The sequence below is a fragment of the Macrococcus lamae genome (genome assembly GCF_004359545.1).
GTDB classification, from domain to species: Bacteria; Bacillota; Bacilli; order Staphylococcales; family Staphylococcaceae; genus Macrococcus; species Macrococcus lamae.
In genome coordinates this window covers 74,072-98,200 of the sequence record NZ_SCWB01000004.1, presented here as the reverse complement: position 1 = coordinate 98,200, position 24,129 = coordinate 74,072, and the positions used below count along the sequence as shown (strand labels likewise).

The window sequence follows — 24,129 nt, the reverse complement described above, 5'->3', positions numbered from 1 at the left end:
AGAAATTACAAAAAAATTACAATTCGATAGTAAAGTTTAATGAAAATTTTACAGATGATTATGCTCATTACTAGCTGATTTCAACAACTATTTACGAATAATAATTCATATCATATCATAAAAAGGTGTATAATAAAAAATTGAACAAAAGGAGGCTGACCTGTGAATGTAAAAGAACTCATTGATTCAATTAAAGCAAAAAAGACATATGGAAATTTTCCTGACAGTGTGACAAATATTACAACAGATTCAAGGCAGGCAGATGAACAAAGTATTTTTGTTGCTTCTGTCGGATATACAGTCGATAGTCATCAGTTTATTCCGAATGTTATTGAACAAGGCTGTCGTTTCATCGTAACTGACCGCTTTGTGGAAACACCTGAGAATATCGGACAGCTGGTCGTAAAAGATACGCTGCGAGCTGCGAGCATCTTTGCTCATAAAATATTCGGTTATCCCGGCAGTCAGTTAACAACATATGGGGTAACAGGTACCAATGGTAAGACAAGTGTAGCAACAATGATTCACCATCTCTATCGCGCACTGGATAAGAACAGTGCCTATTTAGGGACGAATGGGCTGCAGATCAATGAAACTGTGACAAAAGGTGCTAACTCTACTCCTGAAACAGTCACACTTGTTAAAAGCATGGTAACCGCACTGGAGGCGAAAGCTGAATCGATGAGCTTTGAAGTCTCCAGTCACGGGCTCATTTTAGGACGGTTAAACGGTGTCCAGTTTGATGTCGCTATATTCACTAATTTGACTCAGGATCATTTGGACTTCCATGGAACGATGAAAGACTATGGATTTGCAAAGTCGCTGCTGTTCAGCCAGCTCGGACATGATTTTTCACAGCCGAGATATGCTGTGCTGAATGCTGATGATGCCTTCTCAAGTGAACTGGCACGCGTGACTTCACGAGAAGTGATTACTTATGGTATTGACGATATAGCCGATTTTATGGCTGCAGATATCAAAACGTCAATCCATGGAACGATGTTTGAACTAAAGACACCTGAAGGAACATTTTCTGTAGCAAGTCCTTATCTCGGATTGTTCAATATTTACAACTTGATGGCAGCTATTGCGTCAATGTTTGCAGTGGGACATGACCTTAAAATGATTTGCAGTGTGACGGCTGATTTACCACCCGTTGATGGCCGTCTTGAAGTGCTGGACAGAAATCTGCCAATAGATCTCGTCATTGATTATGCGCATACACCAGACGGTATGAACAAATTAATAGATGCTGTTCAGCCTTTTGTCAAGGGACGGCTCATCTTTCTTGTCGGTATGGCAGGAGAGCGTGATTTATCAAAAGCGGCTGAAATGGGAGCGATTGCCTGCCGTGCTGATTATGTCATATTCACTCCTGATAACCCAGCGAATGATGACCCAAAAAAACTGACGGATGCGCTGGAAGCAGGAGCGACCCATCAGAATTTCAGTTCATTTGCTGACCGTAAGGAAGGTATTATTCATGCCATAGAAGTGGCAGAACCAGGTGACATGGTTGTACTCGCCTCAAAAGGTCGTGAACCATACCAGATCATGAAGAACTATGTCAAAGTGCCCCATCGCGATGATTTAATCGGACTGGAAGCGGCCTACCTTAAGTTTGGAGGACCTGATGAAAATAAGACAAAGCAATAGCGATACATTAACAGTAAAAGTTTACATTCATGAAAATAAAAAAGAAGAAACGTTCCTCGTCAGCATACCAGATATCTTTTTTTCTATTCAGTTTGACTATGATTTATACGGAGAAGCACTGACAGAACATTTATATGTGCATCTTTTCAATACGCTGGAAGAGAAGGAAGCGACGGAACTGGCACTGCGTATTTCACAGTGGACGAGTGAAGTTTAAGGAGAAGACATGACATTAAGAGAAGAAGTAGAAATTAGAAAGACCTTTGCCATTATCTCTCACCCGGATGCAGGTAAAACGACATTAACTGAAAAGCTGCTGCTATTCGGAGGTGCTATACGCGAAGCCGGTACAGTTAAAGGTAAGAAAACAGGTAAGTTTGCGACCAGTGACTGGATGGATGTAGAAAAAGAGCGGGGAATTTCAGTCACAAGTTCAGTGATGCAGTTTGATTATGACGATTTTAAAATCAATATTCTTGATACACCCGGACACGAGGATTTCTCTGAAGATACATATCGTACATTAATGGCGGTGGACAGCGCGGTAATGGTTATTGATGCAGCTAAAGGGATAGAACCGCAGACATTGAAGCTGTTTAAAGTATGTAAAATGCGCGGCATTCCAATCTTTACATTCATCAACAAGCTGGACCGTGTCGGCAAGGAACCATTCGATCTGCTTGAAGAAATAGAAAAGACACTTGATATTGAAACATATCCGATGAACTGGCCGGTAGGAATGGGACCATCATTTTTCGGTATTATTGACCGCAAAAAACGGACGATTGAACCTTTCCGGGATGAAGAGAACCTGCTGCATCTTGACGAGGACTATCAATTGACAACTAGTCATGCTATAGAGTCTGACAGTGCTTTTGAAGCTGCAATCGAAGAACTGATGCTGGTGGATGAAGCAGGAGAATCGTTTGACGAAGCAAAGTTGTTAACAGGAGACTTGACACCGGTATTTTTTGGATCAGCACTTGCCAACTTCGGCGTCCAGAATTTCTTGAATGCCTATGTAGACTTTGCCCCGATGCCAAGCGGACGCTTGACAGAAGAAGGAGACGTTGTAGAACCTTTTGATTCTGCCTTCTCCGGCTTTATCTTCAAGATTCAGGCGAACATGAATCCAGCTCACCGTGATAGAATCGCATTTATGAGAATTGTCAGCGGTGCCTTTGAGAGAGGAATGGATGTGACACTGACCCGCACAGGCAAGAAGTTAAAGATTTCAAGATCGACTTCTTTCATGGCTGACGATACACAGACAGTCAATCATGCAGTCAGTGGTGATATTATAGGTCTTTATGATTCAGGCAACTATCAGATCGGTGATACATTAGTCGGCAGCAATCAGAAATTCCATTTTGAAAAATTACCTCAGTTCACTCCTGAACTGTTTATGAAAGTCAGTGCAAAAAACGTCATGAAACAGAAACATTTCCATAAAGGGATTGAACAGCTGGTACAGGAAGGTGCAATTCAGCTTTACCGCACGCTTTATACCAATCAGATCATTCTTGGGGCTGTCGGTCAGCTGCAGTTCGAAGTATTTGAACACCGTATGAACAGCGAATATAATGTGGATGTCGTGATGGAACCTGTAGGGAAGAAAATTGCCCGCTGGATAGAAAACGAAGAAGCCATCACTGACGCGATGAACTCGAGTCGTTCTATTCTTGTTGATGACCGATTCGGCAATAAAGTCTTCTTGTTCGAAAATGAGTTTGCGACTCGCTGGTTTGAAGACAAGTTTCCGGACATCAAGCTGTATAGTCTGCTATAATGATTGAATTAACTTATCAGGAGGAATCATTTTGGATCCAAGTATTTTATTGACATATGGCTGGGTAATCATTGTCCTGGTCGTTCTGGAAGGATTGCTTGCAGCAGATAATGCTATCGTTATGGCGGTCATGGTTAAACACCTGCCTGAAGACCAGCGTAAGAAAGCATTATTCTATGGATTGCTCGGTGCCTTTGTTTTCCGGTTTATCTCACTGTTCCTAATCAGCTATCTCGCAAACATTTGGCAGATACAAGCACTCGGAGCGGCATATTTATTGTTCATATCGATTAAAAACTTATACGAGTACTTTAAAACCGGAGATTCCACGACCGCTGCAGAAGAAGAGGAAATTGCTGAAGCTGCAGGTAAGGGCGGTAAAGGATTCTGGATGACTGTACTGAAAGTCGAATTCGCTGACATTGCCTTTGCAATTGATTCGATGCTTGCAGCAATCGCGATTGCCCTTACACTGCCTCACATCGGTCCTCAGTTCGGCGGTATGAACGCTGGACAGTTTACTGTTATGTTCATCGGTGGTATGCTCGGAGTTATTATTATGCGTTTTGCAGCTAACTGGTTCGTTGCGCTGCTGCATAAATATCCTTCTCTTGAAGCGGCAGCATTCGCTATCGTCGGTTGGGTGGGAATTAAATTAGTAGTAATCGTCCTTGCCCACGAAAAAATCGGAGTGCTGCCACATGATTTTCCGCACTCTACACCATGGCAGATCATCTTCTGGACTGTGCTGTTAGGAATACTTGCAGTCGGCTGGTTTGTGGGTAAGAAAAACGAAAATCAAGCTTAACATATATATTAAACTTAGTATTTCTTCTGTATAATGGAAATACTAAGTTTTTTTGTGGAGGCAATAATGAAAAAGATTACAATTAGAAAAGCAGATTATCGAAGAAAGAGAAGACATTTCTTTGACAAAGAGCAGCATGATAATACTGCAGATGAACCCGAACAAGAAGAAGCGGAGCTAGCTAGTACTGAAGAGCGGGTGCAGACTACAATAGTTGAGCCGGATGATAAAGAGCAGGAGGAATCCATTCCTCACACTGATTACTCTGAAGCAGATCGGCAGATGTCAAAATTAAGCTTCGGCTGGCTGTGGCTCATGCTCGGTCTGCTGCTAGGCATTCTGCTCATGTATTTATTTTCAATGCTGTTTATGAAGCAAGGAAAGGACGAAATAGAGCCGTCACCGTATTCCAAGTCAGAGCAGGCGATAAAAAAGACACAGGCTGATGTGGTCAGTGTCATCAATACTCAAAAAGCATCAGACTTACTTGAAAAAACAGATGAGACCACCCCGGAAGAAATAGGTATCGGCAGCGGTGTTATCTATAAACTTACTGAGAAATATGCTTATATCATCACGAACTATCACGTGATTAAAGGTGCTGAGACGATAGAAGTGACGATGTCTAATAATGAAAAACAAGTGGCATCAGTGGTAGGTACTGATATATGGACAGATATGGCAGTACTTAAAATTCCTAAAGGGAAAATAACAGATAAAATAGCATTTGCTGACAGTAACTCAGTAAGTGTCGGAGAGACTGCCATCGCTATTGGAAGTCCACTCAGCCAGGCATTTGCGGGCAGTGTTTCTCAAGGTATTATTTCCGGCAAGAACCGCAGTGTTCCAGTAGACTTTGATGATGACGGCGAGTATGACTTTGAAGCGAATGTACTTCAGACAGATGCAGCAATTAATCCAGGTAACTCTGGAGGCGCACTGATCAATGACGACGGAAAACTGATAGGCATCAATGCTTTGAAAATATCTCTTGATCATGTAGAAGGAATAGGTTTTGCCATCCCATCTAATGAAGTTAAAGAAATCGCTGTTATTCTTGGAGATAAAGGTAAAATAAAACGACCGGATCTTGGAGTCATCCTTGAAGATCTGACTCATCTCGAAATAGATGCTGTGCGGGCTCAGATCAATTTACCTGAATCAGTGGATAAGGGTGTAGTCATCACGGGTATTGAAGGGAATTCAACGGCTGAAGAAGCTGGACTGCTGACTAAAGATGTCATCACAAAAATAGATGATATTCCAGTAGAAAGTCTGGTTCAATTCAGAAAGGTTCTTTATTATAATAAGAAAATAGGTGACGATATCACCATTACTTATTACAGGCAGGGAAAACAGCAGAAGGCACAAGCTAAGCTGAAATGAGGAAGTGATATAGAACATGTATAAAATATTCGGAAAGCTGACGCCGCAGCAAGGTATCGTCCTTTATTATCTTGCAGCGATGCTTATTTCATTTCTGATACTCAGATTACCTTATGTCCATAAGCCTGGTGTAGACATCTCATATATAGATTCATTGTTTGTAGCAGTATCAGGAATCAGTGTCACCGGATTGACACCTATATCTATCGCTGACTCCTATTCAGTTTTTGGGCAGATGATGATACTTGTTATCCTTAATTTCGGGGGTATTGGAGTCATGGCAATGGGAACATTGTTCTGGGTGATCCTCGGTAAGAAAATCGGTATGCGAGAACGACAATTGATCATGGTTGATAATAATCGCGATAAGATGTCCGGAGCAGTTTCTCTGATCAAGGAAATTGTCAAGACGATGATTATGATTGAGCTGGTAGGGGCTCTTGTTCTTGCGTTTTATTTCTATAAAGATTTTCATTCTGTGAGTAAATCTCTTTATCATGGTTTATTTGCAAGTGTGTCAGCCACCACAAACGGCGGTCTCGACATCACCGGTGAGTCTTTAAATCCATACGCGGACGATTATTTTGTTCAGTCTATTATAATGCTGCTTATTATCCTCGGAGCTATCGGGTTTCCTGTTATTATTGAAGTCAAGACATATTTAACAAATAAAGTTCCTAACTTCAGATTCAGTTTATTTGCCAAACTAACAGTGACGACTTACATTCTTCTTTTGACCGCTGGATTTTTAATGATCTATCTACTTGAATTTAACCATGCATTCAAAGGAGAGACATGGCACAAAGGAATTTTCTATGCCATGTTTCAATCAGCGACAACTAGAAGTGCGGGTCTTACGACAATTGATCTTTCCCGCTTTTCAGAAGCAACCCAGTTTTTTATGGGCGGACTGATGTTCATCGGTTCATCTCCAAGTTCTGTCGGTGGAGGAATCAGAACGACAACTCTTGCGATACTGATACTATTCCTGCTGAATTTTAGTAACGGCAGAACAACAATCAAAGTATTTAATAAGGAAATTCATCTGGTTGATATTCAGAGGTCATTTGCAGTTATGGTGCTGGCCTGCTTAATATGCTTTACTGCATTGACACTTGTGCTAAGTTTTGAAAATGGAAAACAGCAGTTACTTCCTATCTTCTTTGAAGTGATGAGCGCATTCGGTACATGTGGTCTGTCGTTAGGAATAACAGATGACTTATCATCGCCATCGAAAATCGTCATCATGGCACTGATGTTTGTAGGAAGGGTCGGACTGATCTCATTCATTATCATGCTGGGTGGAAAGGCAGAACCAGACAAATTCAGATATCCGAAAGAACGAATTATGATCGGGTAAATGCTGAGCAGAATTTAATCCAAGAGACCGGCTTTACAATATCTTATAGTGATGTTGTAAAGCCGGTCTTTTATTGATTTTTGTTTTGAGGAAGCTGAATAATGAAAGTTGTCCCATTATTGACTTCACTTTCGACAGTGATACTTCCTCCGTTTGCTTCAACGATATTTTTAGTTACTGGAAGTCCGAGACCTGTACCGTTCGGTTTAGTTGTAAAGAAAGTATCAAATAACTGACTAATTGTCTGCTTTGACATACCTTCTCCGTTATCACGGACTGATAAGAAAATATCCTGATGCTCACTGACCTTTACCTCGATAATCCCTTGGCGGTCAGGTGGAATAGCTTCCCGGGCATTTTGAATCAAATTGATAAGGATTTGTTTCAGCTGATCACTTGCAATAGTTGTAAAAAGCGGATGATCCGGATAACTGCTGATCAGTTTAACATTATAGAGCTCCAGTTCATATTTTAGGAATGTCAATGTATCCTTTACGATTCTGCTGATTTCTACTGGTTCTCCGACAGCCGAAGTTGGTTTCCCTAGAAGAAGAAATTGACTGACGATGTCATTAATACGGTCGAGTTCTTTTTTGACTATAGTGAAATGGGGGTTCAAATGATTTTTATCATATTTCAATTCCAGCAGTTCCACAAATCCTTTGACAGAAGTCAGAGGATTTTTTATTTCATGAGCTGTATTGGCTGCGAGCATTCCTATCAACTCTTTTTTTTGAATATTAATTTCATCTATAAGCCTTAATCGTTCGTTCTGAACTTCAAGGTTGTGTCTGTAAAGCTGAAGCATGGCAGTGATTAAGATGATAACAAGTGATATGATTAAAACTTGTTCCAATGTTTTTAAATAAATATTTTCGTTAGAGGTAATCGTCAGTTGCCAACGCATGTTCTGAAAAGCAGTTGTCCGTGAAATATTTGACTTCACCGGATTTCTTGATTCAAATAAAATGTTATTTTTAAAATCAGTGATGGTTATCGTGCTGTTCGATTGGATAGCATCGATGACAGATATCAGACCGTTAATATCCAGTTCAAGGACAATGATGTTTTTATCATATTCATTCGGAATGAACTTTGAAATATAGATGACATCAATACCATTTCTATCTTTTTCACGACTGCTGATTGATACATTATTTAAATTCCTACCCCTGCTGAAATAATCATAAGTCTTTAATTTCTTACCTATCATCTGAGGGCTTGATGAATTGACGACTCTGCTGTTTCTGTTAAGTACATAAATTGTTTTATACCTTGGCTCCTGTCTTTTAATAGAATTAATCGCATTATTGATCTGTTTCTCGCTGCTGCTCAGAGAGACTACTGTGGCCAGATTTTCGATTGTCGCATACGCATCATTGATAAATGTTTCAATTTGCTGCTGGTGCATGGAAATATTTCGATTTATTTTATTTAATTCCTGCTCTTTATGATAACTGAGGAGTACGGTGAAAGTGATGACCGAGAGTATGAGCGTCACAATCAGATTAAAAATGATATGTCTTTTCAATTGTTTCATAAAACTCTTAAACCTCCTGACCGCTCATTTGTTATAATGAAAAAAAAGATGAATAGGTGATATGTATGAATCAAGGATTAATTGATATTCATATTATAGCAACAAATGACATACATGGGGCACTCTTTCCTACAGAGCAGGAAGCGGGTATTATGAGAGCTGCTTCATATGTAAAGATGGTCAGAAGAGTATCTGATCATCTACTACTTATTGACAATGGTAATGCACTAAGTGGATCCATCAGTACATATTTCTTCGCGCATACTCAAAATCATTTTCGCAATCCAATGATTACATTAATGAATAAAATGAATTATGATGCTAGTGGTATCAGTCCTAACGAATTCAGATACGGACTGTCATATTTCAATAAAGCTCAGGCCATGGCAGACTTTCCTTTTCTATCAGCTAATATACTTCACTCCCGGACAAAAGAACCTTACTTCAATTCGCCATATATTATCAAGACATTCAACGGAATGAAAATTGGAATCATCGGTATTACTTCAAAAGGACTGATGTCAAAAGAAACAGTGGAAACGGACAGTGAGTTTGCTATAGAGGATACTGTGAGAGCTGCTAAGCGCTGGATTCGGCATATGCATGACAAAGAAAATCCGGATTTTGTTATCGCACTTTACCACGGAGGACTGAATGAACTTGTTCAAGGCTCAGATTATAAAGAATTGACAAGTAACGAAGCTGAAGCCATTATTCAGGCCAGTGAAGGAATAGATGTCATGATCACCGGTCATCAGAAAAAGACAATCAATAAAATGATTGATGATACTTTGTTTATTCAAGCCGGCAGCAATTTAAGCCATCTTTGTCATATACAGCTTCAGTTCAGAGAGCGAACGAATACATTTGAGCTTGTGAATAGCGAGGCAAACTTAATTGATATGACAGCTTATCCTGAAGATAAGCAGCTAAAAGATGAAGTATATTATGAGGAGAAAGTATTCAGACAGTGGCTTGATAGTGAAGTCGGAGCAGTAGATGAGGACTTAGCACTGAATCATTATGAGGACTTTCTTAGTCATCACCCTTTTAAGACATTACTACATGACTTGTTAAAATCCTGTACAGCAGAAATCACTTGCTGCCATATTCCGCATCTTAAAGCACGAGGGCTGCAAGGTAGAGTAACACAGCATGATCTATATCAGTCCTATGTCAGTATTGATCATCCGGTACAGCTGCTGCTGACAGGTGAGCAGATTCATAAAATAATGGAGAGAAGCAGTGCTGCTTTATATGAGGATAATGGCATTCATGTCCGCCAGGAAATGATGGATCCAACTGTTATTACTGATTGGAGAGGATTTGACTATACTATTATGCTTGACCGACCTATTGGACATCGTGTGAAAACACAGCTGGAAAAAGAGGATAAGTATATTGTAGGAACTACAGATTATATTTACCGGCAGTATAGTGATATTATTGCTCGTGATCAACTGATTAATGTGAATGAAAAACATATGATAGAACTACTGTCCAGCTATCTTGTGGAAATGGCAGAATAAAACAAGCTGTACCCTGATTAACCAGGGTACAGCTTGTTTAACGCGCATGAATAAAAATAAGAATGACTATGGCAAGAATCTGTCCGATCATTGGAGTGATTAATCGTTTCGTGTAAGCATAACTTACAGCTAAGATACATTGAACGATAAATATGAACAGTACGAGCTGAAAGTTGAGCGTCCATATGAATAACAAGGCAGATGCTGCACTAGTGATAAGAATGGCTATCCAGGGACGAGTAATATCCATCAGACGCTGCTGCAGCATACTTCTCATAAACAATTCGTGTAGCGGCACTGTAATCATCAGTGACAGTATAAGCTGCCATTTATAATAGACACCTATAGACACTAATGTCTTTAATATATGAAAATAATGGACGTCTTTTGTGACGTATGAAGCTAATGTATGAATGAGTACGATGGTAATACTTGCTCCGATGCCTGCTGCAATAGACACAGGGATTCTTCTCGAGTCTATGCTGCGCTCATAGAAAACATAGCTGATAGAAGAAAGCAGCATAAGACCTGTAATAATATGCCAGAATACCTGTTCTTCGTGTCGCATAAGAATCAGGATAGTCTGGAAAAAGATATAAATGAATACAAACCAGATTAATGGTTTTTTAATAGACATACTATGACTCGTCTACTATAGTGTAACGCTTATGATTTATGACAGTTTTCTCCTGAAGATCAAGCTGCTCAAAATTTTCCATAATCGTAAGATCGACGATTACAGAATTCTCATTTACTTTTTCGACTTTACCACGTAAACCGTTATGAAACTCTACAATATTTCCTACTTTAGCTATTGTCATCATTTTCCTCCTAAAACCGTACTATTCGACATTATACTAAATTACAAACCAGATTTAAATGTAAAATTGTAATTTTTACATATTTTTTCTCTGGCACGCCTTCTCCAGCGCTTAATAGTCGACGGACTGTTACCCGTAAATTCTGCAATTTCATTAATTTTATAACCGATTACCGCATAGTTGAACCAGAGACGTTCCTCATCATTAAGGTCATCAGTCACGCCCTCAAGAAAAAGTTCTGCATACGTATTATCTTCACAATCCATTAAAGGTATCAATACATCATCAGCTACTATTTGATGACGCTGCTGATATTTGATTCTTTTTCTCATTTCGTCAATAATGAAGAACTTCAATTTTAGATAGACAAATTGATCCTTGTTAGTACATTTTGCAGGATCGTAAGTTTCACCTATCTGCCATAATTTGATAAGGGCCAGTTGATAATATTCATCGAAATCATATTTAATCTGGTAGTGGTGCAGAATATGATAAATCATTCTCTCATATTTTACTTTCCATTCTTCAAACATGACATCTCTTTTCTGCTTATGCACAAGCGGTAAATTTCCGGATGACACTATAATAAAGTATCAATTTGTTAAATGAAATTTAACATATTTAAGATATTGCTTGATAGGTTAAAAATAAAGTTTAAAATTATTAATTTTTAACATACTTTAGCCATTTATCAGGCATTTAACATTATAATTCAGTTAACAAAAAAAGAAGGGAGGGAGAATGATCGATACAGTGAGTAATGATATTGTCTTTATGAAGAGAGACTGGAACAGTGAAGGAAAAACTGAAATAATGCTGAAAAATGGCAGGATGATAACAACGGAAATTGATCCTGAAAAGCTGCTAAATCAAACTTTGATATATCTCGGCAGCAGTATAAAAGCAAGGCGGACAACTGCTAAGAAAATATTTAATATTAAACAGTTTATTCCGGTTGTTATAGATAGTGACATCGGCATGACGTTTTTTCCTCTGCATAAACAGTCAGATTACTGCCGCTATTATATTAACAGTTATTACTTTCTTGATTATACGGAGCAGCAGATTATATTCACGAATAAGACTAGATTGAAAATTTCACTACCTGAAGCATTTGTCAGGAGGCAATACGAGAAGTCACTCTCGATGATGGACAGTCAGCGAAAAATAAGAGAACAGAAAATCAATTATGATTTTTAAGAGTATATCCACATATTAAAAACCATCGATGTCATCACTTGTGACATCGATGGTTTACAATATTTATTTGTGTGACAAATCAGTAATCATTGCTTCTAGTCGGTCAAGACCAACAGTCAATACATCTTTATGATAGGCATAACTTAATCTGACATAACCTTCGCCTGCATCAGTGAATGTGGAACCAGGCACAAGGACGACTCCATACTTTTCAAGAGCAAGATTGGCGAAATCAAATGAATTCATATTAAATGAACGAATATCGATGAATAAGTAAAAAGCACCATCTGGTTGAAAGCACTGTAAATTCATTGCAGCAAGTCTATCTATGCAGTAATCTCTTCGGTCAATATAGATTTTGTTCATTGCATATGCTGCATCTTTTGCAGAAGTAACAGCAGTAATCGCTGCATGCTGTGCCGGTACATTGGCACATATACAGTTATAGGCATGAACAATAGTGATATGTGACATTAACTCAGCTGGTCCCATACAAAAACCGATTCTAAAACCAGTCATGGCATGAGATTTACTCAGACCATTGATCAGCAGCAGTTTATCTTTAAGGCTGGCAAAAGCACCGAAAGACACATGCTTTCGATTAAATGTATTCTCACTGTATATTTCATCGCTGATTGTATAAAAGTTCTGTTCAGCTAAATAATACGCAAGTTCTGCTGTTTCCTCAGCAGAGAGAATAGTACCCGTAGGATTATTTGGATAGTTCAACATGACCGCTTTTGTTTTCTTGCTTACCGCTTCAGCAATCATCTGCGGTGTCACTTTGCAGTGGTTTTGAGTTGTATCTATCAGCACAACTTTGGCTCCCATATTTTCGATGACAGGGATGTAGCCGGCGTAAATCGGACCTGGTAAAATCACTTCATCTCCCGGCACTAAAATTGTTCTGAAAACAGTGTCAATGGCCTCAGATGCACCGTTAGTGATCAATATATTGTCAGCAGTATAGCGAGCATCGTACTTTTCACTCATGAACTGGCTGACTGCTGCACGCAGTTCATACAGACCTTGATTATGTGAATAGGTAGTATAATCGTGAGTAACGGCTTCAATAAATGCCTGTTTAACGATGTCAGGGGTCTTAAAATCCGGTTGACCCACTGTTAAGTTGATGGCATCAGGAAATTCTGACAGGCGATTAGAAAATTTTCTAATACCAGGCACATCTAATTTTTCTGCATTGGGATTTAAGGTTAAAGCCATAAAACCATCCTTTATGTTTTATTATTTATTATACCGCATCAAATAAATGATAAATGGTTTTTTCGTTAAAGAGAATAAAATCTTTATATAGTTACTGCCTTTAATTAAGTGGGTTTTTCACTTCTACGATAGGTGTCGTGACTTTCTTGGTCATATTATGGCTGAAAATGTAAACAAGTAGTGCTGACATGATGAGCAGTCCAGTCATGATATATATCATATTGCCTTCAAACGCTTTATCCCATCCATTTGAGCGGAACAAACCTATGAACAGACCATGCAGTAAATAGATAAACATAGTTCTTGATCCTATATAGGTCAGAGGTAATTTACGTTTAGGAACGATGTTCAGAAAACTAAAAGTACTTAGTACGATAATAATATAAATGAGTCCGCGCTTCACGCCGCTATATAAATCTACATTTTCCAGTGAACTATAAGGCTTGCTGCCAAACAGCCATTCAAAGTTGAAGTTAGTCAACATATAGAAGTTGAAAATTAATACAAGACTAAATATTGATAAAGGCAGATACTTCTTATTCTTAATATAATTAAAATTTTCTGCCGTTGCAGAATAACCTAATAGAAACAACGGGAAAAAGACAAATGTTCTGGATAAACTTAAAGTATTATTAATAAAGTCAAAATATCCAACTAATATTCCTGTTAGAAACGAGCCGGTTATTACAACAGACATTTGATAATCCTTGACTAGATAAAGCATCACGTGCCATGAGAACAAACTGAGTAGAAACCACATGGCCCACTGAGGGTCAAAAGGATTTAAATCAATTGTCTTTACATCATCAATGAAATAGTAATAACAGGCATAAAATGTCTGGAAGATTAAATAGGGTATTAACAACTTCTTAATTAACTTCAATAAATATCCCGGTTTATTAATTCCTTTAGCAAAATATCCGGAAATCAGAACGAACGCCGGCATATGAAAACTATATATGAACATATATAAAGCTTGCAGAAAGTGATTTTCTGAAACGAATGATCGAAGAAGATGACCGAAAACGACAAGGACGATTAAGAAAAATCGTGCATTGTCAAAATAATGATCGCGTACTTTAGCCATAAAAAGACGCCTACTTTCTAATTTTGAGAATTCACGTCTCAAATACCCTTTACCTCTAATGTTTATGCATACTGAAACTTTATATATTTTCATTAAATAGTTTACAATTATTATATTATGATTAATAAATAGTTGATAAACTAATTATGGTGCATTATAATTCATTGTAACACGGGTGAAGGAGAACAACGATGGATGAAACGCATTTGAAAAGATTCGGGAAATTAATATATTTTATGGACTCTAGAATAGATGAGATTACTTCAACTGAATTTGCAGATGTCAATCTGACAAGAGAACAGTTATACATGATGGAATTAATTGTAAGTGAAGATAATATGACACAAAAGAAGTTAATATACCGATTAAATAAAGAACAAACTGCTGTATCAAGAGCTATTAAGAAATTAGTTGATAACGGATATGTGTATAAAGAGCAGAGCATTTATGATTTACGTTCAACGGTACTTAAAGTAACCGATGAAGGAAAACAAGTACTCGAAAAGGCAGATCTGATAAAAACAAAAATAGTACAAAAATTTATGAAAGAATTAGCCGAAGAAGAAGCATTTGAATTAATTATTTTATTGGAAAAAATATACAATTCATTCTCTATCCGTGATCCATTTAGATTTTAATATACATATTTAGAATAACCGTCTTATTTACATAAAAACCTCTGTGAACTAAAGTTCACAGAGGTTTTGTCTATTGATCATAACGGTGGATATAGAATTTTAAACCTTCTAACCCAAGCTGTTTATAGAAAGATGCAATGCGGGCAGCATTTTTTGAGGCCCATGAGACGTCTGTTGCATATTGATGAGTTGCAGTTTTAACTGGATTCCAGCGCATCTGGTGTAATGTCACCTGCTGATTATTAAAATAACCATTGGCTACATATTTTGCACCTCCGACAATCGCTTTTGCAGGTGTATCCCAGCCATTCTCATAAGCGTATTTTATTCCGCCGTTCAATACATTATGATCCGTTGCTTTAGTACCGAACATATTATAATATTTCTTTGCAGAATGAGTGACCGCCTGACTGTTCCTGCGGTTATAACCAGCACCTTGACTTAACTGACTCGTCCCATTCCCTGATTCAAGAAGTGCATGACTGATTAAATATATTTCATTGATATTCAGTTGTTTAGAAGCCGCAGCAAAAGCCGCTCCCTGCCCTTCAAGTATGCCTTTTCCAACCAGTAATTTATTTAAAGAAGAACCTGATATTCCTTGTGAAGCATTTAATTTCAAGAACTGATATTTCTGTACATCGTCATTCATGGTTAAAGAAGTGTCTATATTTTGTTTTACTTCTGCAGCATATGCCAGCCGACTTTTAGTATTACCATATTGATCGGTATATAACACTTTAGGTCCTGAATTTGTACCAGTGTGTATAAGCTTCATCTGTTTTGCTACAGCAGCTGATAAAGTATCGGGAGCTTTAGCAATTGTGATTGTCTGTTTAGATAAATACTTGCCTGCAATCCAGCCGACCGTACGCGTGTTTTTAAGCGTTCCCTTATACCATATAGCTGAGCCTACTCGTTCAGCTTTGACGACATTAAAGATTTTGCTTGTAAGCTTAGTCAGTGGTGCAATACGCTGTGTTGCACTTCCACCAGGAATACTATAGACATAAGTTTTCGTATTGTTGATGACATAAGGAGCTTTTTCCCAGCTGAGTACTTTATGTGATTTCTGTGCAATATCACTGTCACTGATCCAGCCGACCGTTTTATTTGCACCATCCACAATTCTAAAGTATTTCTTTGATCCTTTCACGCTTTCTTTATTGATATAATACTGCTTATTCACCAGCTTAGCAGCAGCCTTTTCGGAAATGTAATTGTCCGTGTAATAAGCTGCACCTTTCGCCGTTGTTCTACCAATCATGTCGACTGTTTTGACGTGGGTCGGTCCGACAGGTTGCAATGTCAAATACTTACCATTGATCCAGCCTGAAATATTATTGATTGTGCCGAAATAATAAGGTGTACTATTTACTGTCACTTTTTTGCTTGGTGAAAATACTTTGTTGATCGAGTTTTTCATATCATTTAGTTTTTGAGCGCTCGTACCCCAAGGAACAGAATAAAGACCACTGACTTTTGCAGAAATTTTATATCTTGCACTTACTTTTTGCTCAGCACTTCTTGTAGCCTGAGTCAGATGTTTTGATTCAATCCATCCGCGTGCCACGCCGTTTTCATCTTGAAGAGAGTAATAAGTGACACCATTTAATTCAGCTTTTTTATTCAAGTAATATGAAGTACCATACTTTGAACCTGCTGCTGTACCGGCAGCGTCAGTTACGCTTTTGTAGACAGGTGTGGTTTTAGCTTTAATGCGCGCCATTTTAGACACAACAGAAGTCGTGATATTTCCTGTCTTTGCAGGAGCTGGAGCAGGTGTTGGCACTGGAGCAGGTGTTGGCACTGGAGCAGGTGTTGGCGGTGGTGTTGGCGGTGGTGTTGCCGGTATGCCGTTTGTTTTATAATTGTATTTCTCTGCAACTAACTGTACTAACTCATCAAACGTATACCCATTCTCCGCGAACCAGCCATGCGGGTCTGAGTGATCTGTTCCACCGATATAATTTGATATCGCTTTATGTGACCAGAGTGTACCTATACCATCATATTCTGCACTATCAATGGGTAAATTATAGTAAAGCAGGTTCGTAGCGATATAATCAGCATAGTTATTGATTGCTTTACTAAAGCGGTCTTTTCCATGTACTCTGACCAGTTCCACTTGAATAAATCTACTATTGGCATATTGTCCTGCGCCCCAGGCCAGGTAATCTGTCGGTGCTGTTTCAATGATGTTGTTATCGTCGACAAACGCATGGACAAAAGCGTTCTCGAAATTGTTTTTCATATAAGCAATTTCACCCCAGATTGTCGACGTGTTATTTGCCGTTTCGTGTGCAATAACACCTTCTGGAGCACCGACCCCAGTACGATATGCAATTTTAGGAATGTGGCTCGAGAAATCTTCCTGATAAACTGGAACCTGGTAATTCATATATTTGATATAATCGTTAACTGACATATCTGTCGCAGCTTTTTTAACTGTTGTTTTAGCTGCTATAGATTGTAGTGCAAGTGTTTTTGCCGGTGTTCTTAAAGTTAATGTTTTAGTTCGAGTAGATATTTTATTCTCTTTTTCAGCTGGTGGATTGATTGCTGAAACATCTACCGATTTCAACTGTTCATCAGAAATGTTCAATTCAGTAGTTTTATTTACGTCGTCGGTAACAGGTCGTCTGACAGTTTCTGTGTCAGTAGACTGTACAATATTATCTGTTCGTGACGCATCTGTTCTATTATCAGTTACCGTTATTCCTTGTGTTTCTTCTACGTTTTCATTGAGTTGTTGCGATGAATGGTTGTCAGTATTAGAAGTTTTTTGAGAATTCACGATAGATTCAGCAGGGACTTCTTCTTTTGGAGTATCCCCGTTATCAGACGTTGTCATATCAGGTACTGCTTGTGTTGACTCAACTGGTGCTTTAATTTCTGAAGTCTGACGACTGTTTAGCGGTTCTTCAGAAATATTATTAGTGATCTCATTTGTTGGCATCTTATCGTTATTTTGTACAGTGGAATTAATAGTAACAGGTAAAGCGTCTTTTACTTCTTTGTAATTCATTGTATTAACAGGTTTTACTGCATTAAGTGGAGGAACTGTTGATTCTTTTTCTTCCAGCTGAATGGTTTTGACTTGCTCGTCAGCAGTCGTCTTCTGAGTCGCTTGTTTAACTTTAATGTCAGGTTTAATGTCTGGTGATTGGTTTTCTGCTGCATGTGCAGCAGTAGAATGTGCAGCAAACATCATGAGTAAAAGGGCAGGGGCCCTATAGTAAAATTTATTATCCATAATGCATCCTTTCTTTGTCTGAATTCTTAGTCTCTTAAGTATTATAAATTTTTTATCAATTGAAGTATATAGCACAATAAAACTGTAATATTACTTTAACAAAATAAAAAAAGTTAATACATTTGTTTGAGCTTTCCTTTATATATATTTATCCGTATAAATATCGAAAAATAATATAAAAAAAGCAGCACCGTTTAGATGCTGCTCTTGTTATTATAAAGCATTCTTTCGAATAATAGCTGTATACTGCCAGAAAATTTTCATTTGCGTGATATTCCAGTTAGTCATGCCTAATGAATATCCGGAAGGTTCAAAAATCTTTATTTCGGATACTTCAAGAATTGCAGCAATCAAATACTGATAATACACATTCAGAGATTTAAATGTATCACTTAAATGTCCATCATCAAATACAAAATCAAGTGGAACTTCGTAGTCGAAGATATTAACAACATTGAAAATCTCAGGTATGGCCAGTACATAACAAGCACCGTCTATAACTGGACTGTCATCTGACTGGTGATAGTAGAGTCTCAGCGACTCATAGTTCTGATGATGTTCTTCATCAAGGTAGAAAAACTTTGACCTGAAGTATTCAAGGTCACCGGCATGAACAATCTGATCTTCCAGACGATCAAACATATGGCTGATCTGCTCGTACTTTTCATAAGTTTTGCGTTGACTCATCCTCTCATTCCTTTCACTGGTTATTATAAGATTCTGTCGTCTGTTGAAAAGTATTAGTTTGTATATTGTTATTAAAAACTTCAGTCGTAGAGTTCTGTGGAGTCACAGACTCAACTTCTACTTGTTCACTGGTTACTGGTTCTGAAGTCACAGATTCAGAGACAGGGGGTGCTGTTGAAGGTTCTTCTGCTGTTATAACAGGACTTTCACTCGTTCTTTCCTGGCGATCAGTCTGTTCAGATGTCGGGGATTCTTCAGCTGTTTTTTCTTCACTTTGTTTTGCTTTTTCATTTTTCTCTTGCTCTTTTAACTCTTGATTGATATCACTAATATTAATTTTTTTAAGTGGAATTAAGTCACCAAATAGAGAGATAACTTTATAATCAAGAAGATCTTCCTTATTACCTTGTGATAATCCTAAGTCATTTCTAACTAAACGAGAAATGCGTGTAATATCCTTGAACACTGGATTGAAGTAATAAACTCCTTCATACATATAATCTGTTCCTTTGAGCTGTGCCTGTTTAAACTCAACGTCATTTGCTGAATAAAACGAAGCAAGAGAAGTAATATTGTTGAAGGTTAAACTATGCTTCGCATTATTACCTACAATTTCAACAAGTTCATCTAATTTAGCCAGTGAATCTGTTCCTTGCGCCTTTTTAACAATAGCTTCGATCATTTCCATCTGACGTTTTCCACGTCCAAGGTCTGTGTCGATATGTCTGCTGCGCACCAGTGCCAATGCCTGATCGCCGTTAAGCAGCTGATAACCTTCTTTAACTTTGATTCTGCCTTTATCATTCTTCGTAGGTTCATCCATATCGAATGGAACATCAAAGTAGATGCCGCCTAACTCATCGATAATATCTACAAACGCCTGCATATTGACACGAGCATAATAATCAACTGGCACGTTGAATAGATGTTCGACAGCATACATGGATGATTCAGGACCGCCTTCAGCGTGCGCATGCGTGATTTTGTCATAATACTTAACCGATGGAATATAAGCAAGTGTATCACGAGGAATGCTGATAAGCCTGATCTGCTTTTTGTCGCGATTAAACGTCGCCAGAATCATTGCATCTGTTCTTGCTTCAGAAACTTTCTGACCGCCTTTTCTTCTACTTAGGCTGTCATCTATTCCAAGGAATAGAATAGAGACATGATCCATGGCGGGATCGACATTGTTCTCTCTTAAATTTGATTTTTTGGTTCCATCTGAGAAAGACTGGTCAATTGCTCCTTTAGTCGTCAAATACAGGAAACCGGCATAAGTCACTGGAACTATGATTAAACTTAAGCTTAAAACTATCAATAAAGCTTTAAAGTATTTATTCATCGGTAGTCACCTTATTAGTTTTATTTTAAACTTCATAAGTATACATAATCATGAGCAAAATAACAACTTATTTGAAAAAGAAACGATCATTATCTAAATCTCGGCGGAACTTCTTCTGCTCTTTAACGGACAATTTTTTATAGTTCTTGAGAAAATCTTCATATTGTTCCAGCACAGTATCTTTATCTCCGAACGACTTTAGACGTCCGCCTTCAATCCACGCTATTTTTGTACAGAAATTGCGGACCTGTTTCAGATTATGACTGACAAAGAAGATGGTTTTACCCGCTGCTTTAAACTCCTGCATCTTATCCAGACTTTTTTGAGTGAACGTCTGGTCACCGACAGATAATGCCTCATCAATGACAAGGATATCCGGATTGACGGTCACACTGATGGCAAAACCCAGTTTAGATTTCATACCGCTTGAATACTTTTTGACTGGCTGGTAAATAAAGTCACCGAGCTCTGAAAATTCTATAATCTGCGGCGTAAGTGCTTTGATCTCTTTTTTAGAATAGCCCATTAAAAGCATTTTGAATTCAATATTATCGAGACCGGACAATTGAGTGTTTAATCCGGAATTGATTGCTATCACATTAACTTCTCCGTTTTTTGATAGCTGACCGCTCGTAATGGGTACACTGCCGCCTATAATATTACTAAGTGTAGACTTCCCAGAGCCATTGATGCCGACTAGACCGATTATGTCACCTTCATACGCCGTCAAAGTAATGTCTCTTAACGCATGAAATCTTTTAGTGGCTGATGGTTTGACGATATCAAGTAATCTTTCTTTATTGCTTGTAAAAACTTTGTATTCCTTATAAACATTTTTAAATTCTACTGAAGCTTTCAAGATACTCATCCTGTTCTTTGAAAAATATTTTACATATTTAATATGAGAAAACGTAAACGGATTGTAAATATTGTTGAAATAATGTAAATTATAAAATACATTTGATTATATAAAAAGTAAAGAGGTGAATGATGTATCATAAGATACATCTTACTATGATACATGATACATTACCTATTGCCCATACTCGTGATACTATAGAAATATTGGGGATTCCATTTAATAATGTAACGAAGCAGGAGATGTTGTCAAACATTGAGAATTTTTCTGCTGAATATCAACAGAAAAACATGTTCATAGTTACTGCTAATCCCGAAATTGCTTATTATGCTAAAACCCATGAAAATTATTTGACAAGGATTAAAGCTGCTGATTACATAGTACCTGATGGCATCGGTATAATCAAAGCCGCAAAATATTTAAAGACGCCTCTGAAAGAACGAATTCCCGGTATAGAATTAATGGAAGCGATGCTCGGTATAGCTGATAGGGATCATAAACGAGTTTTCCTGCTGGGCGGTTCAAAAGAGACAGTGAAAAAGTGTAAAAAAAAGCTGAGAGAGAAATATCCTGGAATTACTTTTAAATCAAAACATGGTTATAAAGATATTCACGATCACAAAACATTAAAAAAAATCAAAGCCTTTGAACCTGATTTTGTTTTCGTCGCTATGGGATATCCAAAGCAGGAAAGCTATATTTATTATAATCAGCATCACTTTTCTCATACTGTGTTTATGGGAGTAGGTGGCTCATTTGATGTTTTTAGCGGTAATGTCAAACGAGCACCTGAATTTTTTATTAAAACGAATATGGAATGGCTGTATAGAATAATGACTGACTTCAGACGTTTTAAACGAGCAGTAGCTATTCCGTTATTTTTAATTCAGATAGTTAAACAAAAATATGTGATTGATAACGATCCACATGCCCATTTTAAGGACAAGGATTAGAAAGAAGGCCATTATGAATGCGATATCTGTCGTATTAAAAGAACAATTTAAAAATTTCTATTTAATTCAAAGACTTGCCCAATTTCAACTCAAAATCTCAAATCATGACAATTATTTAGGGCTTGCATGGGAATTGATTAACCCATTAATACAAATTGGAGTATACTGGTTTGTTTTTGGATTAGGTATCAGAGGGAATGGTGAGATTGAGGGCGTTCCGTTCATCATATGGATGCTTGTCGGTATCAGCATGTGGTTTTTTGTAAACCAAGGTATTTTAGAGGGAACGAAATCAATTGCGATGAAATATAATCAAGTGGCAAAAATGAATTTTCCACTGTCAACTATTCCAAGTTATATATTAATGAGTAAGTTTTATGGTCATTTTGTTTTACTTGCTGTGGTCATGTTATTGTGTGCATATATGGGGATATATCCTACTGTATATACACTTCAACTATTTCTATATGTGCCATTTGTCTATATTTTTTGTCTTTCTATAACACTTGTAACTTCCACTTTGGGAGTGATGATTAGAGATGTGCAGATGGCAGTACAGGCATTGCTTAGAGTTTTGTTTTATATGTCTCCTATATTGTGGCTTCCAGATAATAATTCTTATGTACAACAAGTAGTTTTAACAGTGATGAAATTTAATCCAATTTATTTTTTAGCAGAAAGTTACCGAGCAGCTATTCTATCAAAGGGTTGGTTCTTTATTGATCATTGGCAGCTAACTATATACAATGTTTTATTTGTCGTAATATTCTTTATTATAGGATCTTTCCTTCATATAAAATTCCGTCATCGATTTAGTGATTTTATGTAATTAAAAAGACCAGATTAATTGTTAATCTGGTCTTTTAGCATACTATAAACTTGGTCTGGACTATATTTCGATAAAGTCGTTTTTCCTCCTTTAATCAATTTTTCTCTCAATGACTCATTACAAATAAGTGTTAATAAATAATCAGCAAGCTGCTTAATATTGTAACAATCGGCTATTAATGCATTTTCATTATGAACTAGTAATTCTTTTGGACCAAGAGGCGCATTAAAGCCAGCAACAGCATTGTTAAAAGCAAATGCTTCAAGTATCACCATGCCAAATCCTTCAGATCGTGATGGAATGACAGTAATTTGCGATTGACTTAGTACGGGACTAATATCATTTACACTTGGATTGATTTTAATAATATCACCAATATTAAGATTATAAATTTGAGAAATTAATTCAGCTTTTTCTGTTCCATCACCATACAGCATAATCTGATAACCATATGTTCTCAATTCGTCTTTAATCATATGAGCAGCTTCAATGAGCATATCGAATCCTTTTTCGTATTCTAGCCTGCCAAGCGCAGTGATAATGGATGATTTTTTACATTCTACTTGTACCGGAGACATAATGTTGGGTAGTAATACTACTTTTTCTTTGTCAAAGTAGTGACGATAACACGATCGATCTATTGAAGTTAATGTTGTAATGTAATCAAGATAAACGTACTCTTCAATTATAGCTTGCTGTAATCGTTTAGGGTGTGCCGCAAAGTGCATGTGTTCCATACCAATTGTTGCTGTAGTACTGTATTCTGCAATTAGCAGATTGTAAGTTGCTCGTGTACCAACTAAAAAATCTGTACTGACATTTTTTATTTCATCTACGATACGATTTTCAATATAAGCGGAAAATTGATTAATACCCGGTTCATCAGGTTGAATCAATCGAGGTGAAAAAAAAGGAGTATATTTTCGTAACCGGTTGATAATTTTAGGAATGAAAGAATAACGGTTACTATAGTCTATGATATTTCTAATTTGAATATCGTTATGGACAGGATAAGCGGGCTGGTGGTTACTTTTGAAAACAGAAAGCAACGTAATATCATGACCATGAGCCTTTAAACAATTTGCAAGGTTGATGACCGATCGAGTTGTTCCTCCTATATGATATATATTATGGACAAGAAATGTGTACGATTTCATAACAA

At 37.4% G+C, this 24,129-nt stretch carries 22 protein-coding genes; 11 read left to right on the top strand and 11 right to left on the bottom strand.

What is annotated here, in order from left to right:
- Positions 1 to 162 precede the first annotated feature (162 nt).
- The 6 genes from ERX29_RS03645 (at position 163) to ERX29_RS03620 (ending at position 6,999) form a co-directional block, all read left to right on the top strand.
- Entirely contained in the window at positions 163 to 1,656 is a 1,494-nt protein-coding gene (locus tag ERX29_RS03645) for a UDP-N-acetylmuramoyl-L-alanyl-D-glutamate--L-lysine ligase (protein ID WP_133443334.1), read from the top strand.
- On the top strand, positions 1,634 to 1,873 hold the full coding sequence (locus ERX29_RS03640) for a YueH family protein (protein WP_133443333.1): 240 nt from the start codon (positions 1,634 to 1,636) through the stop codon (positions 1,871 to 1,873). Before ERX29_RS03645 ends, ERX29_RS03640 begins: the two co-directional genes overlap by 23 nt.
- A gap of 9 nt (positions 1,874 to 1,882) precedes the next feature.
- Positions 1,883 to 3,445 (top strand): peptide chain release factor 3, encoded by a 1,563-nt coding sequence (locus tag ERX29_RS03635; protein ID WP_133443332.1) that lies wholly within the window; start codon positions 1,883 to 1,885, stop codon positions 3,443 to 3,445.
- A gap of 31 nt (positions 3,446 to 3,476) precedes the next feature.
- Positions 3,477 to 4,253 carry a TerC family protein gene (locus ERX29_RS03630; RefSeq protein WP_133443331.1) on the top strand — a complete coding sequence of 259 codons (777 nt, stop codon included), beginning with the start codon at positions 3,477 to 3,479 and terminating at the stop codon, positions 4,251 to 4,253.
- A 66-nt stretch (positions 4,254 to 4,319) separates the two neighbouring features.
- Positions 4,320 to 5,639, top strand: coding sequence for a S1C family serine protease (locus tag ERX29_RS03625; RefSeq protein ID WP_165981056.1), 1,320 nt, complete (start codon positions 4,320 to 4,322; stop codon positions 5,637 to 5,639).
- A 16-nt stretch (positions 5,640 to 5,655) separates the two neighbouring features.
- Positions 5,656 to 6,999: a TrkH family potassium uptake protein gene (locus ERX29_RS03620; protein ID WP_133443329.1), complete on the top strand. Its 1,344-nt coding sequence runs from the start codon at positions 5,656 to 5,658 to the stop codon at positions 6,997 to 6,999.
- A gap of 70 nt (positions 7,000 to 7,069) precedes the next feature.
- Here ERX29_RS03620 and ERX29_RS03615 read toward each other — a convergent pair whose 3' ends face one another.
- The gene (locus ERX29_RS03615; RefSeq protein WP_133443328.1) at positions 7,070 to 8,539 is read right to left on the bottom strand and encodes an ATP-binding protein; all 1,470 of its coding nucleotides are present in this window, start codon (positions 8,537 to 8,539) and stop codon (positions 7,070 to 7,072) included.
- A 65-nt stretch (positions 8,540 to 8,604) separates the two neighbouring features.
- On the opposite strand from ERX29_RS03615, the gene ERX29_RS03610 reads away from it, so the two are divergent.
- Positions 8,605 to 10,068: a bifunctional metallophosphatase/5'-nucleotidase gene (locus ERX29_RS03610; RefSeq protein WP_133443327.1), complete on the top strand. Its 1,464-nt coding sequence runs from the start codon at positions 8,605 to 8,607 to the stop codon at positions 10,066 to 10,068.
- Positions 10,069 to 10,105: 37 nt separating this feature from the next.
- On the opposite strand, the gene ERX29_RS03605 is transcribed toward ERX29_RS03610, so the two are convergent.
- The 3 genes from ERX29_RS03605 to ERX29_RS03595 are packed head-to-tail and all read right to left on the bottom strand — an operon-like array spanning position 10,106 to position 11,422.
- The gene (locus ERX29_RS03605) at positions 10,106 to 10,705 is read right to left on the bottom strand and encodes a CPBP family intramembrane glutamic endopeptidase (protein ID WP_133443326.1); all 600 of its coding nucleotides are present in this window, start codon (positions 10,703 to 10,705) and stop codon (positions 10,106 to 10,108) included.
- A gap of 1 nt (position 10,706) precedes the next feature.
- Complete coding sequence (locus ERX29_RS03600; protein WP_133443355.1) at positions 10,707 to 10,889, bottom strand: YkvS family protein; 183 nt, start codon at positions 10,887 to 10,889, stop codon at positions 10,707 to 10,709.
- Positions 10,890 to 10,930: 41 nt separating this feature from the next.
- Positions 10,931 to 11,422 (bottom strand): sigma factor, encoded by a 492-nt coding sequence (locus ERX29_RS03595; protein ID WP_165981055.1) that lies wholly within the window; start codon positions 11,420 to 11,422, stop codon positions 10,931 to 10,933.
- A 208-nt stretch (positions 11,423 to 11,630) separates the two neighbouring features.
- Here ERX29_RS03595 and ERX29_RS03590 point away from each other — a divergent pair, with 208 nt between their 5' ends.
- Positions 11,631 to 12,089: a competence protein ComK gene (locus tag ERX29_RS03590; RefSeq protein WP_133443324.1), complete on the top strand. Its 459-nt coding sequence runs from the start codon at positions 11,631 to 11,633 to the stop codon at positions 12,087 to 12,089.
- A gap of 63 nt (positions 12,090 to 12,152) precedes the next feature.
- On the opposite strand, the gene ERX29_RS03585 is transcribed toward ERX29_RS03590, so the two are convergent.
- Positions 12,153 to 13,313 (bottom strand): aminotransferase class I/II-fold pyridoxal phosphate-dependent enzyme, encoded by a 1,161-nt coding sequence (locus ERX29_RS03585; RefSeq protein WP_133443323.1) that lies wholly within the window; start codon positions 13,311 to 13,313, stop codon positions 12,153 to 12,155.
- 100 nt (positions 13,314 to 13,413) lie between these two features.
- Complete coding sequence (locus ERX29_RS03580; RefSeq protein WP_133443322.1) at positions 13,414 to 14,400, bottom strand: acyltransferase family protein; 987 nt, start codon at positions 14,398 to 14,400, stop codon at positions 13,414 to 13,416.
- 191 nt (positions 14,401 to 14,591) lie between these two features.
- Between ERX29_RS03580 and ERX29_RS03575 the strand changes: the two genes are divergently transcribed.
- Positions 14,592 to 15,038, top strand: a complete 447-nt coding sequence (locus ERX29_RS03575; protein ID WP_133443321.1) for a MarR family transcriptional regulator — start codon at positions 14,592 to 14,594, stop codon at positions 15,036 to 15,038.
- Positions 15,039 to 15,108: 70 nt separating this feature from the next.
- Here the strand turns inward: ERX29_RS03575 and ERX29_RS03570 are convergent, their stop codons facing one another.
- The 4 genes from ERX29_RS03570 to tagH all read right to left on the bottom strand — a co-directional run bounded on the left by ERX29_RS03570 (position 15,109) and on the right by tagH (position 21,185).
- Positions 15,109 to 18,249 (bottom strand): N-acetylmuramoyl-L-alanine amidase, encoded by a 3,141-nt coding sequence (locus ERX29_RS03570; protein ID WP_165981054.1) that lies wholly within the window; start codon positions 18,247 to 18,249, stop codon positions 15,109 to 15,111.
- Between the two features lie 258 nt (positions 18,250 to 18,507).
- Positions 18,508 to 18,981: a DUF2538 family protein gene (locus ERX29_RS03565; RefSeq protein WP_133443319.1), complete on the bottom strand. Its 474-nt coding sequence runs from the start codon at positions 18,979 to 18,981 to the stop codon at positions 18,508 to 18,510.
- A gap of 13 nt (positions 18,982 to 18,994) precedes the next feature.
- The gene (locus tag ERX29_RS03560) at positions 18,995 to 20,326 is read right to left on the bottom strand and encodes an LCP family protein (RefSeq protein ID WP_133443318.1); all 1,332 of its coding nucleotides are present in this window, start codon (positions 20,324 to 20,326) and stop codon (positions 18,995 to 18,997) included.
- Between the two features lie 67 nt (positions 20,327 to 20,393).
- Entirely contained in the window at positions 20,394 to 21,185 is a 792-nt protein-coding gene (tagH, locus tag ERX29_RS03555) for a teichoic acids export ABC transporter ATP-binding subunit TagH (protein ID WP_133443317.1), read from the bottom strand.
- Between the two features lie 131 nt (positions 21,186 to 21,316).
- Here tagH and ERX29_RS03550 point away from each other — a divergent pair, with 131 nt between their 5' ends.
- On the top strand, positions 21,317 to 22,138 hold the full coding sequence (locus ERX29_RS03550; protein WP_133443316.1) for a WecB/TagA/CpsF family glycosyltransferase: 822 nt from the start codon (positions 21,317 to 21,319) through the stop codon (positions 22,136 to 22,138).
- Positions 22,139 to 22,151: 13 nt separating this feature from the next.
- Positions 22,152 to 22,967, top strand: coding sequence for an ABC transporter permease (locus tag ERX29_RS03545; protein WP_133443315.1), 816 nt, complete (start codon positions 22,152 to 22,154; stop codon positions 22,965 to 22,967).
- 14 nt (positions 22,968 to 22,981) lie between these two features.
- Here ERX29_RS03545 and ERX29_RS03540 read toward each other — a convergent pair whose 3' ends face one another.
- Positions 22,982 to 24,124 (bottom strand): glycosyltransferase, encoded by a 1,143-nt coding sequence (locus ERX29_RS03540; RefSeq protein WP_133443314.1) that lies wholly within the window; start codon positions 24,122 to 24,124, stop codon positions 22,982 to 22,984.
- Positions 24,125 to 24,129 lie beyond the last annotated feature (5 nt).